Origin of the sequence: Streptomyces sp. MB09-02B (genome assembly GCF_033794485.1) — a bacterium.
Classification (GTDB): Bacteria; Actinomycetota; Actinomycetes; order Streptomycetales; family Streptomycetaceae; genus Streptomyces.
In genome coordinates, this window is sequence record NZ_JARGEE010000065.1 from 13,878 (window position 1) to 29,385 (window position 15,508).

Consider the following 15,508-nt stretch of genomic DNA (forward strand, 5'->3'; position numbering starts at 1 on the left):
ACGCTTGGGCGACGAGGTTGGGTGCCCTTGTCAGTCGTGGCGCGGGCGGGGCAGCAGGGCGAACGCGCTCTCCGCGATCGAGGTGAGGCGGTCGGGGCTGTGGCCGTACGCGCCGACGACATCGCTCCCGCGGACGATGGTCAGCAGAAGGTACGCGAGGTCGTCGGGGTCCGCGTCGGGGTCGATGTCGCCGTTGCGCTGCGCCGCTCGCACACACTCGGCCACCGCCGTCCGGACCACCGAGAAGCACTCGCCGGCCAGTCGTTTGACCTCGGGGTCGGAGGCGCCGACCTCCAGGGCCATCTTGGCGGCGAAGCAGGCCGCCCCCGCCCGGTCGGACGCGGGGGCCACGTCGGCGGCGAGCGGCACCCCGTGGACGGCGCGGAGCAAGTACCGGTGCAGTCGCTCCAAGGCGCCCTCGTCCGGTCCCGCGAGCGCGTTCCGCGGACCCTGCGCCAGCCGGGCGAAGTAGCCGCCCATCGCCTCCATCAGCACACCGTGCTTGCCGTCGAACGCGGCATAGAGGCTGCCACGGCCCAGGCCGGTGGCGGCGCTGATGTCGTCGACGCTCGTGCCGTTGTAGCCCGAAGCGCGGAACTGCCGCTCCGCGGCATGCAGGACGTGATCGCGGTCGAAGCTTCGTGGTCTCGCCATACATAGAAGGTAAAGCCGACCCACCATATTTGACAACCCAGTACAGAACCATCTAGGTTTCGGACTGTTCAGTAAACAACGGTGCTGAGCTCACCGGACAGGCCGCGTGCACGCCTGGCGTGGTGGAGGGCAACCCATGCTTTTGAACTCCTCCGCGCCGCCCAGCGTTGCGTCGCCTTCCAGGCCGGCAAGGCCTCGCGGTCGAACCTGAGCTGGGTGCTCAGCGCGTACGCGATCACCTACGCCGCTTACTTGCTACTTGGTCCGGGCTTGCCGGACCGCGACGCCGCGAAGGCGGTTGGAGGTGGAACTCATGACACAGGTGACCCAGCGACCGCCCTTTGGCGAGGACTCCCCGGCCAGGGGGTCCCGGGCGAGCGACCGCGTCCGTCGTCGGACGGTTCAGGCAGGCGGACTGGAGGTTCCGATCCTCGAGGCCGGCAGCGGGCCGCTCGTGGTGCTCCTCCACGGGTTTCCCGACCATGCCGCCAGCTGGACAGGGATCCTCGACCGCCTCGCGCAGGAAGGGTACTGGGCGGTCGCGCCCGCACAGCGCGGATACTGGCCCGGCGGCGCGGCCCCCGACGGCTCCTACGACATTGCCTCGACCGGCCAGGACGTCCTGACCCTGATCGAAGCGCTCGGGCGCGAGAAGGCGGATCTCGTCGGCCACGACTTCGGCGCCGCGGCGGCGTACGCGGCAGCGAGCCTCGACGCTAGGCGTGTCCGCAAGCTGGTCACCATGGCGGCCCCCCACGGCCGTCAAACCATGAACGCCTTGCTCACCGACGGCGGCCAGCAGCGACGCAGCTGGTACATGTTCTTCTTCCAGACAGCCATGGCGGAGGCGGCCGTCGAGCACGACGACTTCGCCTTCATCGACCGGCTCTGGCGGGAATGGTCACCCGGTTACGAGCTGCCGGACGCGGAGCGTGCCGCGCTCAAGGAAACCCTGGGTGCTCCCGGAGTCCTGACCGAGATCCTGGGCTATTACCGCCAGTTGTTCACGCCGCCGCCCGCGGACGAGGCGACCCAAGCCCTGCAAGCCCGGGCCTTCGGCGCCATCACCGTCCCGACGCTGTACCTCCACGGGGCCGACGACAACTGCTTCTCCGTGGAGGTGAGCGACGGCATGGACGACCTGTTCACGAACGGCTTCGAACGCATCGTCATACCCGGCGCAGGGCACTTCCCGCACCTCGAACAGCCCAAGACGGTCGCCGACCACATCCTCGGCTTCCTGAACAGCTGACCCCCTCTCCCACCATCCAGAACCCGAAGGGTCGACCGAACCATGACTGACAAGGAAAGGCAGGAGGCCATGACCGCGACGGCTCCTGCGTACGCGAGCGACGCGCTGGCCGAGGGGACCGTCGACGCGGTGGTGATCGGCGGGGGCGCCGCGGGGCTGAACGGTGCACTGATCCTCGCCCGCTCCCGCCGCTCGGTCGTCGTGATCGACAGCGGCTCCCCGCGCAACGCACCCGCCCAGGCCGTGCACGGCCTCCTCGCCCTGGACGGCACCCCGCCGTCCGAGATCCTTCGACGGGGCCGGGAGCAGGTGCGCCAGTACGGCGGACGCGTCGTGCTCGGCGAGGTGGTCTCGGCCGAGTCCGCCGCCCCGTCGGCCGACGGGGACCTGCGGTTCACCGTCACCCTGGCCGACGGCCGCAGCATCACCGCCCGGCGCATCCTGGTGGCCACCGGCCTGAAGGATGTGCTCCCGGAGGTGCCCGGGCTCGCCGAGCACTGGGGACACAGTGTGTTGCACTGCCCGTACTGCCACGGCTGGGAGGTGCGCGACGAGCCCATCGGCGTCCTCGCCACCGGACCGGTCTCCATCGAGCACGCGTATCTGTTCCGTCAGCTGACCGAGGACCTGACGTACTTCACCCACGGCACCGACCTGGACGAGGACAGCCGCGCCCGCTTCGCTGCCCGCGGCATCCGCGTCATCGACACCCCCATCACCGACGTCGTCAACGACGCCGACGGTGCCCTCGCCGGGGTGCGCCTGGCCGACGGCCAGGTCGTGGCCCGCCGCGTCGTCGCGGTCGCCGCGCAGCTCCAGGCCCGCACCCAGGGCCTGGAAGGTCTGGGCCTGCCGGTGCAGGACCTGCCGAAGGGCCGCGGTTTCGCCTCCGGCACGGCCGGCGCCACCGAGGTGCCGGGCGTGTGGGTGGCCGGCAACGCCACCGATCTGGTCGCCCAGGTCGGGGCCTCCGCGGCAGCCGGCGTACTGGCCGGCGCCGACATCAACAGGATGCTGGCCATCGCGGACACCGACGCCGCCCTCCAGGAGATCGCCGAGGCAAGTCCCACAGCGGGCACTCGATGATCTCGAAGCCCTGAGATCTCAGGGCTTCACCCGCTCACCTCACCTTCACCGGTGAGGAAACCGATCCGTTTTCCCGTCTGGAAACTGATCAGTTTCCAGACGGTTCTCAATCATGCCCACATCCTCGGCTTCCCGAACGGCCGCCCCCCACCAGATGAAGGACACAACAATGACGGAACGCAATCCCATTCTGATCACCGGCGCCGGCGGCCAAATCGGTGGCGTGAGCAGGCTGATGGTCGACATGCTGCTCGAACAGGGCCACTCAGTGCGCGCGTTCGTGCGACGGGACGACGAGCGCGCGCAGTCGCTGCGCGCGGCCGGGGCCGAGGTCTTCGTCGGCGACCTGCTCAAGTTCGCGGACGTGGCCGCCGCGCTGAAGGGTGTCCGGCGCATCTACTTCAGCATGAGCCTGTCGCCGTACTACGCCGATGCCCTCACCCTGATGGCCGCGGCGGCGCGAGCCCAGGGCGACATCGAGGCCTTCGTGCACATGTCCGACTACGAGCAGGTGTACATGACGCTCGAGAAGATGACCACACCGGATGAGGAGCGGCGTTCCTGGCTCGGCGGACTGGTCACGGACTGGTCACCGCAGCAGCGGGCGCACTGGGTCTGCGAGCAGGTGCTGGACTGGTCCGGCCTCCCGACCGTCAACGTGCGTGCGACCCTGTTCGTCGAGAACGCCTTGATCACCTGGATGCAACAGGGCCCGCTGAGCAACGGTGAACTGCGCCTGCCCTTCGGCAACCAGCGGCTCGCGCCCATCGCCGCTCACGACGTGGCAGAGGTGTGCGTGAAGATACTGGTCGACCCCGCACCGCACATCTCGAAGTCCTACGAGCTCACCGGTCCGGAGCTGAAGGACATGCACGGGTTCGCTGAGGACTACGCAGCCGCGCTGGGGCGCGAGGTCACCTACATCCCCGAGGAATTGGACGCCTGGCACGAGGCCTTCGTGAACGAGACCTTCCTGCGGGAAACCCTGGGCGACACTGCGGCCCAGCACGTGGCGGAGCACATGAGGACCCTGACCAGGCTGGTCGCCGGCGGGCGGTACGACGTCGTCACCGACCAACTGGAAACCCTGCTCGGGCGCCCACCGCGGACCATGCGGTGGGCGCTGCAGAACAACGCTCACATGCGCGAGTTGGCGGTTGCTCCGAACCAATGAGCGCTCCGGAGCAAAACATGACGCCACCCGATGGCCAACCAAGTGATTCCGCTCGTCCGCCCCATCCCTCTCAGGAACTACTGATGCCCTTCCTTGCAAACACCCCCGTGGAGAAAATGACCGGGCCGTACGCGCGGCGCTGGTGGGCGCTGCTCGTGCTGTGCCTGAGCCTGCTGATCACAGTGATGGCGAACACGTCGCTGATCGTCGCCGCCCCGGACATGACCACCGACCTGGGCCTGAGCAGCAGTGATCTGCAGTGGGTCGTAGACAGTTACACCGTTCCGTACGCGGCGCTGATGCTGGTGCTGGGCGCGATCGGCGACAAGTACAGCCGCCGCGGAGCGCTGGTGCTGGGCCTGCTGATCTTCGCCGCCGGTTCGGTGATGGGGAGCATGGTCGACGAGACCTCGCTGGTCATCGTGGCCCGCGCGATCATGGGCGTAGGTGCCGCGGTCGTGATGCCGGCCACGCTGTCCCTGGTGGTCGCGACCTTCCCCCGGAGCGAGCGGGCCAAGGCCATCACCGCCTGGGCCGCGACGTCCGGGGTGGCGGTAGCCGTCGGCCCGCTCGTCTCCGGCTGGCTGCTGGAGGACCACGCCTGGGGATCGACCTTCCTGATCAACGTGCCGATCGCCCTCCTCGCCGTGGTCGGCGCGCTCGCCCTGGTACCGCCGTCCAAGGCGGAGGGCATGGGCCGGATCGACTACGTCGGTGGTCTGCTGTCGATCGTCACAGTCGGCTCCCTGATCTACGCCGCCATCGAGGGCCCGCACTCCGGCTGGGGCGTCGGCCCCGTCACCGCCGCCCTGGTCGCCGGTGTCGGTCTGGTCGCCTTCGTCGCCTGGGAGCTGCGGCACCCGCACCCGATGCTGGACGTCCGCAAGTTCGCGCTGCGGCCCTTCAGCGGCTCGATGCTCGCGGTGATGTTCTTCTTCTTCGGTATGTTCGCCGTGATCTACTACGCGACGCAGTTCCTGCAGTTCGTCCTCGGCTACGGCGCCCTGGACACGGGCGTACGGCTGCTGCCGCTGGGCGGTGCGGTGTTCCTCGGGTCCGCGCTGACCGGGATACTCACCCCGAAGCTGGGGGTGAAGCCGATGGTCGTGACCGGCCTGGCCATCGGCACGGCGGGCATGTTCCTGCTCACCCAGATCGACAAGGGGTCGACGTACGGGGACTTCCTGGTGCCGCTGATGATGCTGGGCCTCGCGCTCGGACTGAGCATCTCTCCGGCGACCGACACGATCATGGGCTCCTTCCCCGAGTCCGAGCTGGGCGTCGGCGGCGGGGTCAACGACACCGCGCTGGAGCTGGGCGGGGCGCTGGGTATCGCGGTGCTGGGCTCGCTGCTGGGCACGGCCTACCGGGACGAGCTGACCGACCTGGTGGGCAACCGGCTCCCGGGCGAGGCGATGGAGATCGCCAAGGACTCCGTCGGCGGTGGCCTGGCCGTCGCTGAGCGGGTCGCGCAGGATCCCTCCGCCGGGCCCCAGCAGGCCCAGGCCGCCGTGGACGCCGTCCACCAGGCCTTCGCCCACGGCGTCGCCCACACCAGCCTCATCGGCGGCATCATCATGGCCGCCGGAACACTGATCGTCCTCGCGGTCCTGCCGGGCCGGCGCGGCTTCGCGAAGAAGAACTCCGAGCCGGGGGCCGGGACGACGGCGAGCGAGGCGGCGACTGTGCGGGAGCACGCCGGGTCCCCCCGCTAGATCGCCGACGGGACGTCCACTGATCGCCGGGGACGCGTCCGCCAGGTCGCCGGACGACGCGTCCCCCGGATCGCCCGGCGGGTGCGTCGGGCAGAGCCCGGCGGCGCGAGACGCGCAGGGCGCGGGCGTGGTCCACGCTCCACGGTCCACCGCCACGCGGGTCTCTGCCACAACACCTCACCGTCCTCGGCCTCCGGGCCGCCCCGAGGCTCTCCTCCGGGGCGGCCCGGAGGCCAAGGGCCGTGAGGTGACAGCGGCGGTCACCGCAGACACCGCCTAGCGACGCCGGTCATACCGGAGTCGGCTGGGGGTGCCCCCGGCGAGGGCACCCCGAAGGCGACACATGCCCCTACCGCGCTACCGCTTCCCGCCCTTACGAGCAGCCCGCAGCCACTCCTTGTTCATACTCGTGATCGACACCAGCGGAATCCCCTTGGGGCAAGCCGTGGCGCACTCCCCCGCGAGCGTGCACCCCCCGAACCCCTCCTCGTCCATCTGCTCCACCATGTCCAGCACCCGCGTCTCCCGCTCGGGCGCCCCCTGCGGCAGCACGTTCAGATGGTTGATCTTGGCCGAGGTGAACAGCATCGCCGCCCCGTTGGGACAGGCGGCCACACACGCCCCGCACCCGATGCACTCCGCGTGCTCGAAGGCGAAGTCCGCGTCCGGCTTGGGGACGGCCGTGGCGTGCGCCTCCGGCGCGGCCCCGGTCGGCGCCGTGATGTACCCGCCGGCCTGGATGATCCGGTCGAACGCGGACCGGTCGACGACCAGGTCCTTGACCACCGGGAACGCCGACGCCCGCCACGGCTCCACGTCGATCGTGTCGCCGTCGGAGAAGGACCGCATGTGCAGCTGGCAGGTCGTCGTCCGCTCCGGCCCGTGCGCGTCCCCGTTGATGACGAGCGAGCAGGCCCCGCAGATGCCCTCGCGGCAGTCGTGGTCGAAGGCGACCGGGTCCTCACCGCGCAGGATGAGGTCCTCGTTGAGCGTGTCGAGCATCTCCAGGAAGGACATGTCGGGCGAGATGTCGTCCACCTCGTACGTGGACATGGCGCCGTCGGCGTCGGCGGCCCGCTGCCGCCATACGCGCAGGGTGAGCTTCATGCGTAGCTCCGCTGGGTGGGGTGGACGTACTCGAAGACCAGGTCTTCCTTGTGCAGCACGGGGGCCGTGCCGGTTCCCGTGAACTCCCAGGCGGCGGCGTACGAGAACTCCTCGTCGCGGCGCTCGGCTTCGCCGTCGGCCGTCTGGGACTCCTCGCGGAAGTGTCCGCCGCAGGACTCGGCGCGGTGCAGTGCGTCGAGGCACATCAGCTCGGCCAACTCCAGATAGTCGACGATGCGGTTGGCCTTCTCCAGGGACTGGTTGAACTCCTCGCCCGTGCCGGGGACCTTGATCCGCCGCCAGAACTCCTCACGGATCTGCGGTATCCGCTCCAGCGCCTTCCGCAGTCCGCTGTCGGTGCGGGCCATGCCGCAGAACTCCCACATCAGTTCGCCGAGTTCACGGTGGAAGGAGTCGGGCGTACGGTCGCCGTCGACGGCGAGCAGCAGGTTCAGCCGGTCCTCGGTCTCGGCCAGCACCTCCTGGACTGCGGGGTGTTCGGGGCCGATGCCGTCCTGCTGGGGATGCCGGGCGAGATAGTCGTTGATGGTGGCCGGGAGCACGAAGTACCCGTCGGCGAGGCCCTGCATCAGCGCGGACGCGCCGAGCCGGTTGGCGCCGTGGTCGGAGAAGTTGGCCTCCCCGATCGCGAACAGGCCGGGGACTGTGGTCTGGAGGTCGTAGTCCACCCACAGCCCGCCCATCGTGTAGTGCACGGCCGGGTAGATCCGCATCGGGACCTCGTAGGGATCCTCGTCGGTGATCCGCTGGTACATGTCGAAGAGGTTGCCGTACTTGGCCTCGACGGCTCCCCGGCCCATCCGCGCGATGGCGTCGGCGAAGTCCAGGTAGACGCCCTGCCCGCCGGGCCCGACGCCCCGGCCCTCGTCGCAGACGTTCTTCGCGGCGCGGGAGGCGATGTCACGGGGGACGAGGTTGCCGAAGGAGGGGTAGATCCGCTCCAGGTAGTAGTCGCGCTCGTCCTCGGGGATCTGGTTCGCCGGCCGCTGGTCACCCCGCGCCTTCGGCACCCAGATCCGGCCGTCGTTGCGCAGCGACTCGCTCATCAGCGTCAGCTTGGACTGGTGGTCGCCGGTGCGGGGGATGCACGTCGGGTGGATCTGGGTGAAGCACGGGTTGGCGAACAGCGCGCCCCTCCGGTGCGCCCGCCACACGGCGGTGGCGTTGGAGTTCATGGCGTTGGTCGACAGGTAGAAGACGTTCCCGTACCCGCCGCTCGCCAGCACCACGGCATCGGCGAAGTACGTGTCGATCTTCCCCGTGATCAGGTCCCGGGCGACGATCCCGCGCGCCCGCCCGTCGACGACGATCACGTCGAGCATCTCGGTGCGCGGGTGCATCTCCACGTTGCCGGCCGCGATCTGCCTGCTGAGGGCCTGATAGGCGCCGAGCAGCAGCTGCTGGCCCGTCTGCCCCCGGGCGTAGAAGGTCCGGGACACCTGGACGCCGCCGAAGGAGCGGGTGTCGAGCAGTCCGCCGTACTCGCGTGCGAACGGCACGCCCTGTGCCACGCACTGGTCGATGATCTCGACGGAGATCTGCGCGAGGCGATGGACGTTCGACTCCCGGGCCCTGAAGTCGCCGCCCTTGACGGTGTCGTAGAACAGCCGGTGGACCGAGTCGCCGTCGTTGCGGTAGTTCTTGGCGGCGTTGATGCCGCCCTGCGCGGCGATGGAGTGGGCGCGGCGCGGGGAGTCCTGGTAGCAGAACTGGACGACGTGGTAGCCCTGTTCGGCGAGCGTGGCGCCGGCCGAGCCGCCGGCCAGGCCGGTACCGACGACGATCACCGTGTGCTTGCGGCGGTTGGCGGGGTTGACCAGCTTGGCCTCGAAGCGGCGCTTGTCCCAGCGTTCGGCGATCGGTCCCTCGGGGGCCTTGCCGTCGACGACCGGGGCACCGGTCACGTAGTCCACGTACGCGGAGTACTCGGAGGATGTGGTCATGGTCAGCTCACCACTCCGGTCATGACGGCGACGGGTACGGAGACGAAGCCCACGGTCAGCACCAGGGCCAGGACGTTCGCAGTGGTCTTCAGGGCGCGGTCGCGGGTGCGGCTGCCGGCGCCGAGGGTCTGCGCGGCGCTCCAGATGCCGTGCCGGATGTGCAGGCCGAGCGCGAGCACCGCGGCGATGTAGACGACGTTGCCGTACCGGGTGGAGAAGGTGTCGATCACGTTCTGGTACGGGTGCCCGGCCTGGAAGCCGCCCGGGTGAACGGTGCCGGTCGTCAGGTCGAGGATGTGCCAGACGATGAAGAGTCCGAGGATGACGCCGCCCCAGCGCATGGTGCGGGTCGCGTAGCTCGCCCGGCGCTTCCTGTGCGCGTACTTGGTGGGCCGGGCCTTGAGGTCACGGCGGCTGAGCTGGTACGCGGCCGTGGCGTGGGCGACGACCGCGGCGACGAGGACCACGCGGACGATCCACAGGGCCCATTCGTAGTGCAGGAAGGGCTCGCCGAGGGTGCGCAGCCAGTGCGCGTAGCCGTTGAACTCGTCCGAGCCGAAGAAGATCTTGAGGTTGCCGAGCATATGGACGACCAGGTACGCCAGCATGATCAGTCCGCTGACGGCCATCACCGTCTTCTTGCCGAGGGAGCTGTCCCACACCGAGCGCGCCAGGGACGGTTTTCGTGCCGACCGTTCCGCCCGTTCCGCTCGTTCCGTCCGCGTTGCCAGAGCCATGCCCATGACGCTAGAACGGCCCCACCCCATCGGTCCAAGACATGAAACAGCTCGTTTCGATAGCGGGAAACTATCGTCCCGTATCGTGGAGGGATGCAGTTCCAGCAGCTCCAGTACTTCGTGGCGGTGGCCGAGACCAGGCATTTCACCCGGGCCGCCGAGCTGGTCCATGTGGCGCAGCCGTCGCTGTCGCAGCAGATCAAGGCGCTGGAACGGGAGTTGGGGGCGGACCTCTTTCAGCGGGCGCGCGGCAACATCACGCTGACCGACGCCGGTGAGGCCCTGCTGCCGCTGGCCCGACGCATCCTCGCCGACACGGACACCGCCCGGCACGAGGTGCAGGAGCTGGTGCAGCTGCGGCGGGGCCGGGTCCGGCTCGGCGCGACCCCGAGCCTGTGCACCGGTCTGCTCCCGGACGTGCTGCGCGCCTTCCACGACCGCTACCCGGGCATCCGCCTGCTGATCGAGGAGGGCGGCTCGCACGACCTCGTACGCCAGCTCGCGCGCGGCGCGCTGGACCTGGCCCTGGTGGTTCTCCCGCTCCCCACGCCCTCCCCCGCGCTCACCACGGTGGAACTGCTGCGCGAGGACCTGGTGGTGGTCTCCTCCCCCGACGCTCCCAGGCCTGGCAACGGCCGCCGCACGGTCCGTGTCCCCGATCTGGAGGGCGAGCGGCTCGTGATGTTCCGCCATGGCTACGACCTGCGAGAACTGACCGTCGCCGCGTGTCGCTCCGCGGGGTTCGAGCCGGACTTCGCGGTGGAGGGCGGGGAGATGGACGCGGTCCTGGGGTTCGTGCGGGCGGGACTGGGCGTGGCCGTCGTCCCGCGTATGGTCGCGACCCGCTCCGGGCGGGGCCTGCGGGTGACCCCGCTGGCCCGGCCCGGGCTGCATCGGACGATCGCGCTGGCCCACCGCAGCGATGTGGCTCCGCCTCGGGCCGCGCGGGAGTTGCAGCGGATGTTGGTCGAGCGGTGAGGGGACTGCCGGTCCGGGTAGCGCCGTTCACCGTGAGCATCGTCGCGGAATTCCGGTGCGTCGTGGCTGGTCGCGCAGTTCCCCGCGCCCCCGAAGGGGCGAACCGGTGGCTGAAAGGAACCCCTATCCCGTCGCGTCCACCAGCGCCAGTTCGTGCAGGCGGTCCGGAGGGCCCGGGCGGGCGTAGTACCAGCCCTGGGCCGTGTCGCAGCCGAGCAGGCGTAGTTGCTCGGCCTGGGCGCCGGTCTCCACGCCCTCCACGGTGACCGCGAGATCGAGGCCGTGCGCGAGGGAGACGATGCCTTCGACGATCTTCAGATCGACCGGGTCGGCCGGGAACCGCTGCATGCTCTGGGTGAAGGACCGGTCCAACTTCAGCACGCGGACCGGCAGTCGACGCAGGTTGGCGAGGTTGGAGTAGCCGGTGCCGAAGTCGTCGAGGGCGATGTCCACGCCCATCTCCGAGAGCCTGCGCAGGGGTTTGAGCAGGTCGTCGTCGGCGCCGATCAGGGCGGACTCGGTGACCTCCAGACAGAGGGCGTCGGGTTCGAGGCCCGCGCGCTCCAGGATGTCGACGGTGTCCTGGACCAGGCCGGGGTGGGTCAACTGGCACGGCGAGAGATTGACGTTGACCCGCAGCGGCCCCGCGGCCCCCGTGCCCCACTGTCGTTCCTGCCACTCCCGGGCCTGGCGCACCGACTGCTCCAGCACCCAGCGGCCGAGCGGCACGATCAGTCCGGTGCGCTCGGCGAGCGGGATGAACCGGTCGGGGCCGAGGACGCCGTGCTGCGGGTGCAGCCAGCGGACCAGGGCCTCGGCGCCGCGTACCGTGCCGTCGCCGAGGTGCACCAGCGGCTGGTACTCGATGAAGAACTCGCCCCGGTCGAGAGCGGCGGGCAGCGCGGTGGTGAGACCGTGCCGGGTGATGGCGCGGGCGTCGGCCTCCGCGTCGGCGACCTCGTAGCGGTTGCCGCCCGCCGACTTGGCGCGGTACATCGTGATGTCGGCGCTGCGCAGCACCTCCGCCGGGCCCCGCTCCCCCGCCGGGCCCTCGACGATGCCGATGCTGCCGCGGACCAGCAGTTCCCTGCCGTCGATGCGGACGGGGGTGACCAGCGCGTTCATGATGCGGTCGGCGAGCTCGTCGACCTCGCGCTCGGTGTCGGTGCCGGTGGTCAGCGCCACGAACTCGTCGCCGCCGAGGCGGGCGACCATCTCGCCGGGCGCGGTCGCGCAGGACTGCAGCCGGTCGGCGACCTCGACGAGCAGCCGGTCGCCGGCGGCGTGCCCGAGGCTGTCGTTGATGGTCTTGAAGCCGTCGAGGTCGAGGTAGCAGAGGCCGAAGCGCTGGCCGTCGCCCGCCGCGAGGGCCTTCTCCAGCCGCTCGAAGAACAGGGTTCGGTTGGGCAGCCCGGTGAGCGCGTCGTGGGTGGCCTCGTAGCGCAGGCGGAGGTTGAGCAGCCGGCGCTCGGTGGTGTCCTCCATGAGGGCCAGCTGGTACTGGGGCCGGCCGTCCGCGTCCCGCAGCAAGGAGACCGTGAGGTTGGTCCACAGGACCGTTCCGTCGGGTCGGGAGAACGCCTTTTCGGTGTGGTAGTGCTCGCGCTCGCCGCGGACCAGTTCGTCGTAGAGCCGCCAGACCTGGGGCGCGTCGTCGGGGTGTCTCCACTCGGGGACCGGCCGCCCGCGCATGGCCTGCTCGGTGACGCCGAACATCCGCAGCAGCGCGCCGTTGACCTGGAGGACGTTGCCGTCGAGGTCGGCGATGCCGATGCCTATGGCGGCGCCCTCGAAGACCGCGCGGAAGCGGGCCTCGGTGGCGTGCAGCGCCCGGGCGACCGCGCCCTGGGCCTCCAGCGCCGCGCGGGCGATCGCCTCCTGCTCGGCGAGGGTGCGCTGCCTGAGCGCGTCGGCGTATCCGGCGGCCATCGCGGACTGCAGTCGCGCGGCGCGGGCCCGCAGGTCCTCCTGGGGTCCGTCGCCGCCGCAGTAGAGCACCAGATAGGCCTCGACGCAGTCCAGGGTGCGGCTGAGCGCCTCGGGTTCGGTGCAGTGCGCCGCCACGAGAGCAGCGCCGACGGCCCGGCCCTCCTCGGCGTCGTACGTCCGGGCCCGCAGCGCCTCGCTGAGCCTGCGGGCCAGCGGCAGGAGTTGTTCCTCGAACTCGGGCCGGGTCAGCGAGGTGGAGGTGGCGGGGAAGGCCGCCCGGCTCCAGATCGTCGCGAACCTGCGGAGTCTGTCCTCCGGCCCGTCCGGCTCCGCCCTCACGCCTTGGTCCCCACGCCGGCGAACTGGGCGTAGGCGTAAGGATCGTCGTCCTCGGAAGCCGTGTCGGGCCGCCACTTCGCCATCGGCACCACCCCGGGTTCCACCATGTCGTACCCCTCGAAGAACCGCGCGACCTGGTCGGACGAGCGCATGGTCAGCGGATTGCGAATGTTCCGGTACACGTCCACCACGCCCGCCGCCCGCTCCTCGGGCAGCGGGATTCCCTCGCGGCAGGCGTGCGAGACGACGAGCAGGCTGCCCGGCGCGAGCGCGTCACGCAGCTCGGCCACCGCTTTGTACGGATCGTCCTTGTCCTCCACGAAGTGCAGTATGGCAACCAGAAGCAGTGCGACCGGCCGGTTCAGGTCGATGAGTTGTCGGACTCGGGGGCTCTCGAGGATGTCGCGGGGCTTGCGGAGGTCGGCCGCGACCACATCCGTGCCGTCGTTCCCCTCCAGAACTGCCTGGCTGTGTGCTACGGCGACGGGGTCGTGGTCGACGTACACGACCCGGGCGCCGGGGCTGGCCTCCTGGGCGACCTCGTGCACGTTTCCGAAGGTGGGGATCCCGGATCCGATGTCCAGGAACTGGGTGACGCCCTCGCCGACCGCGTACCGGACGGCACGGCGCATGAAGGCACGGTTCGCCTGCATGATCTTGGGCAGGCCGGGCACGAACTCCATGGCCCGGCGGGCCGCCTCGCGGTCGACCTCGAAGTTGTGCGAACCGCCCAGGTAGTAGTCGTACATGCGGGCCACGGACGGCATCGAGATGTCGATGCTCCGCGGCGCCCAGGCGGGACGCTCCATCAGTGTTCTCCAACGCGTCGGGGGTGGCGTAGGCGATCCGGTGTTCGAGCTGAGGCTACTGATCGTCCGCCGAAGGAGCGAGCGAAAACGGAAATTGACCGTCCGTTCAAAGCCGCTGCCGATGGCACATGCCCAACCACCGCCCCGACCATGCCTGTTCGAACCCGGGCATGCCAAGGGGTCCGCCCCCTCCGGTGCGGTGCGGAGGGGGCGGACCCTGGATCGGCCGCGCTGGGGCGGTGCGATGGGAAGGCGCGGCCTACTTGTCGGCGCCGATCGGCTCTCCGTCGCCGTTGATGGCGAACCAAGTGCCGCCGACACCCTGGCCGTTGGTGTCGCCGGGGGCCTTGTCGTTGGCGAAGGTGTAGAGCGGGATGCAGTTGATGGTCTGCTGCTTGAAGCCGTCGGGACGGTCGAAGACCGTGTAGCCCTTCAGCAGGATGCCCTTGGTGTCGTTCTTGTCGACCGGGGCGACGACGGGCCACTTGTCGAGGCAGTCACCGAGGCACTTGGTCGACATCGGCCACTGGGTGTCCTTCAGGAACCGGTAGACCGTCATGCCGTTCTTGTCGACGACGATCTCGCCGAGCTTGGCGTCCTTGCGGGTGGTCAGACCAGCCTGCTCGACCGCCCCGGCGCCGTTGCCGTTGCCGCCCGCGTCGGCCCCGCCGCCGCCCTTGGTGGAGGCCTTCTTGCCGTTGGGCGCCGACGCGAACCAAGTGCCCTTCAGGCCCTGGCCCTTGATGTCACCGGCCTTGGTGTCCTTGGCGAAGTAGTACATCGGCCAGCCGCCGACCGTCAGCTGCTTGGTGCCGTCGGGACGGCTGACCTCGCCGAGCAGGGCCTTGTCGACACCCTGGGCGGCGGTGGCGCCCGAGGCGGACACCGGCGGCCAGGTGACGGCGCACTCGCCCTCGCAGGTCGTCTTCGGCGGCTCGAAGGAGTCCTTGTCGAAGCGGTACAGGGTGCGACCGGCGCTGTCCGTGAGGACCTTGCCGTACTCGTCGCTGTTCCACACGGTCAACTGGCCCGCGGAGGCCGCCGTGGTGGACTGGGCCTGGTCCGACGTACCGGAACCGGCCGCGCCGGCACCGGCCGTACCGGTACCGGCCGTACCGGTGCCGGTGCCCGCGATGGCACCGGCGCCCAGCGTCGGGGTCGAGGCGGCGCCCACGTTCTGCGAGGACGTCGACCCCTGTTCCTGACCGCACGCCGTCGTCAGCACCAGCACAGCCGCAGCTGTCGCTACGAGTGAGGCGCTCCGCCAGGAGGTCTTCATTCCAACTCCCCGTGTATCCGGTGGGTGTCGCAGCGCCCTACTGCGCCGCTTGCTGGTCCTAGGTACGCGTGGGAGTGGCCTCTGTGTTCAACGTGGCACGAATTTCTTTCCGAAGTCTGTGTCGCGGTGTGCGGCGCGGCCTGCGGCGGTATCGAAAGAGGGGTCAGCACCAGGCGTCCGCAGTCAAACGTTCGGGGCCGGTTTTTCGCTCCTTTGGAGCAATCCCTCCGTGCTCCCGCGTACGCGGGAGCACGGGCACGGATGATCTGCGACGTGCAAGGACCCCAGCGGACCCGATCCGCTCTCGCCCTACGGCTGTCGGCCCTGCTCGCACTGACCTGGCTCCTCACCGGAGCACCGAGCGGCACGGCGGTCGCCGACGCCTGCGCGTACGCCACCGTCGGCCCGGACGGCGGGGGCGGGGTCGCCGTGGCGATCGGGGGCACCGACTCCTGCGAGCCGACCCCGTCGCCCACCCCCACGCC

Annotated in this window: 12 protein-coding genes and 1 pseudogene; 6 read left to right on the forward strand and 7 right to left on the reverse strand. The window is 70.1% G+C overall.

Translation table 11 applies throughout. From position 1 onward, the window contains the following. Nucleotides 1-30: 30 nt before the first annotated feature. Nucleotides 31-654: a TetR/AcrR family transcriptional regulator gene (locus tag P1P70_RS12460; RefSeq protein ID WP_319236877.1), complete on the reverse strand. Its 624-nt coding sequence runs from the start codon at nucleotides 652-654 to the stop codon at nucleotides 31-33. A gap of 313 nt (nucleotides 655-967) precedes the next feature. Here P1P70_RS12460 and P1P70_RS12465 point away from each other — a divergent pair, with 313 nt between their 5' ends. From P1P70_RS12465 to P1P70_RS12480, 4 genes are all read left to right on the forward strand, one after another. Next, a complete protein-coding gene (locus tag P1P70_RS12465; protein WP_319236878.1) occupies nucleotides 968-1,906 on the forward strand; it encodes an alpha/beta hydrolase in 939 nt (312 codons plus the stop codon). Nucleotides 1,907-1,975: 69 nt separating this feature from the next. Beyond that, a complete protein-coding gene (locus P1P70_RS12470) occupies nucleotides 1,976-2,992 on the forward strand; it encodes an NAD(P)/FAD-dependent oxidoreductase (protein WP_319236888.1) in 1,017 nt (338 codons plus the stop codon). 169 nt (nucleotides 2,993-3,161) lie between these two features. After that, nucleotides 3,162-4,166 carry an NAD(P)H-binding protein gene (locus P1P70_RS12475; RefSeq protein WP_319109152.1) on the forward strand — a complete coding sequence of 335 codons (1,005 nt, stop codon included), beginning with the start codon at nucleotides 3,162-3,164 and terminating at the stop codon, nucleotides 4,164-4,166. Between the two features lie 83 nt (nucleotides 4,167-4,249). After that, nucleotides 4,250-5,881: an MFS transporter gene (locus P1P70_RS12480; protein WP_319236879.1), complete on the forward strand. Its 1,632-nt coding sequence runs from the start codon at nucleotides 4,250-4,252 to the stop codon at nucleotides 5,879-5,881. A gap of 357 nt (nucleotides 5,882-6,238) precedes the next feature. Here the strand turns inward: P1P70_RS12480 and P1P70_RS12485 are convergent, their stop codons facing one another. Genes P1P70_RS12485 through P1P70_RS12495 form a run of 3 tightly spaced genes read right to left on the reverse strand, consistent with a single transcriptional unit; the run spans nucleotide 6,239 to nucleotide 9,626 of the window. Beyond that, nucleotides 6,239-6,988 carry a succinate dehydrogenase/fumarate reductase iron-sulfur subunit gene (locus tag P1P70_RS12485; protein ID WP_319236880.1) on the reverse strand — a complete coding sequence of 250 codons (750 nt, stop codon included), beginning with the start codon at nucleotides 6,986-6,988 and terminating at the stop codon, nucleotides 6,239-6,241. Beyond that, a complete protein-coding gene (locus tag P1P70_RS12490; RefSeq protein WP_319236881.1) occupies nucleotides 6,985-8,952 on the reverse strand; it encodes a fumarate reductase/succinate dehydrogenase flavoprotein subunit in 1,968 nt (655 codons plus the stop codon). The genes P1P70_RS12485 and P1P70_RS12490 overlap by 4 nt, the downstream gene beginning before the upstream one ends. Nucleotides 8,953-8,954: 2 nt before the next feature. After that, nucleotides 8,955-9,626 (reverse strand): succinate dehydrogenase, encoded by a 672-nt coding sequence (locus P1P70_RS12495; RefSeq protein ID WP_319236889.1) that lies wholly within the window; start codon nucleotides 9,624-9,626, stop codon nucleotides 8,955-8,957. Between the two features lie 156 nt (nucleotides 9,627-9,782). Between P1P70_RS12495 and P1P70_RS12500 the strand changes: the two genes are divergently transcribed. After that, nucleotides 9,783-10,667, forward strand: coding sequence for a LysR family transcriptional regulator (locus P1P70_RS12500; RefSeq protein ID WP_319236882.1), 885 nt, complete (start codon nucleotides 9,783-9,785; stop codon nucleotides 10,665-10,667). 123 nt (nucleotides 10,668-10,790) lie between these two features. Here P1P70_RS12500 and P1P70_RS12505 read toward each other — a convergent pair whose 3' ends face one another. The 3 genes from P1P70_RS12505 to P1P70_RS12515 form a co-directional block, all read right to left on the reverse strand. Further along, nucleotides 10,791-12,935 carry a putative bifunctional diguanylate cyclase/phosphodiesterase gene (locus P1P70_RS12505; RefSeq protein WP_319236883.1) on the reverse strand — a complete coding sequence of 715 codons (2,145 nt, stop codon included), beginning with the start codon at nucleotides 12,933-12,935 and terminating at the stop codon, nucleotides 10,791-10,793. Further along, a complete protein-coding gene (locus tag P1P70_RS12510; RefSeq protein ID WP_319236884.1) occupies nucleotides 12,932-13,744 on the reverse strand; it encodes an SAM-dependent methyltransferase in 813 nt (270 codons plus the stop codon). The genes P1P70_RS12505 and P1P70_RS12510 overlap by 4 nt, the downstream gene beginning before the upstream one ends. 259 nt (nucleotides 13,745-14,003) lie before the next feature. After that, on the reverse strand, nucleotides 14,004-15,023 hold the full coding sequence (locus P1P70_RS12515) for an SCO0930 family lipoprotein (protein ID WP_319236885.1): 1,020 nt from the start codon (nucleotides 15,021-15,023) through the stop codon (nucleotides 14,004-14,006). A 273-nt stretch (nucleotides 15,024-15,296) separates the two neighbouring features. Here P1P70_RS12515 and P1P70_RS12520 point away from each other — a divergent pair. Beyond that, nucleotides 15,297-15,508: pseudogene (locus P1P70_RS12520) on the forward strand (hypothetical protein); the annotation flags it as partial.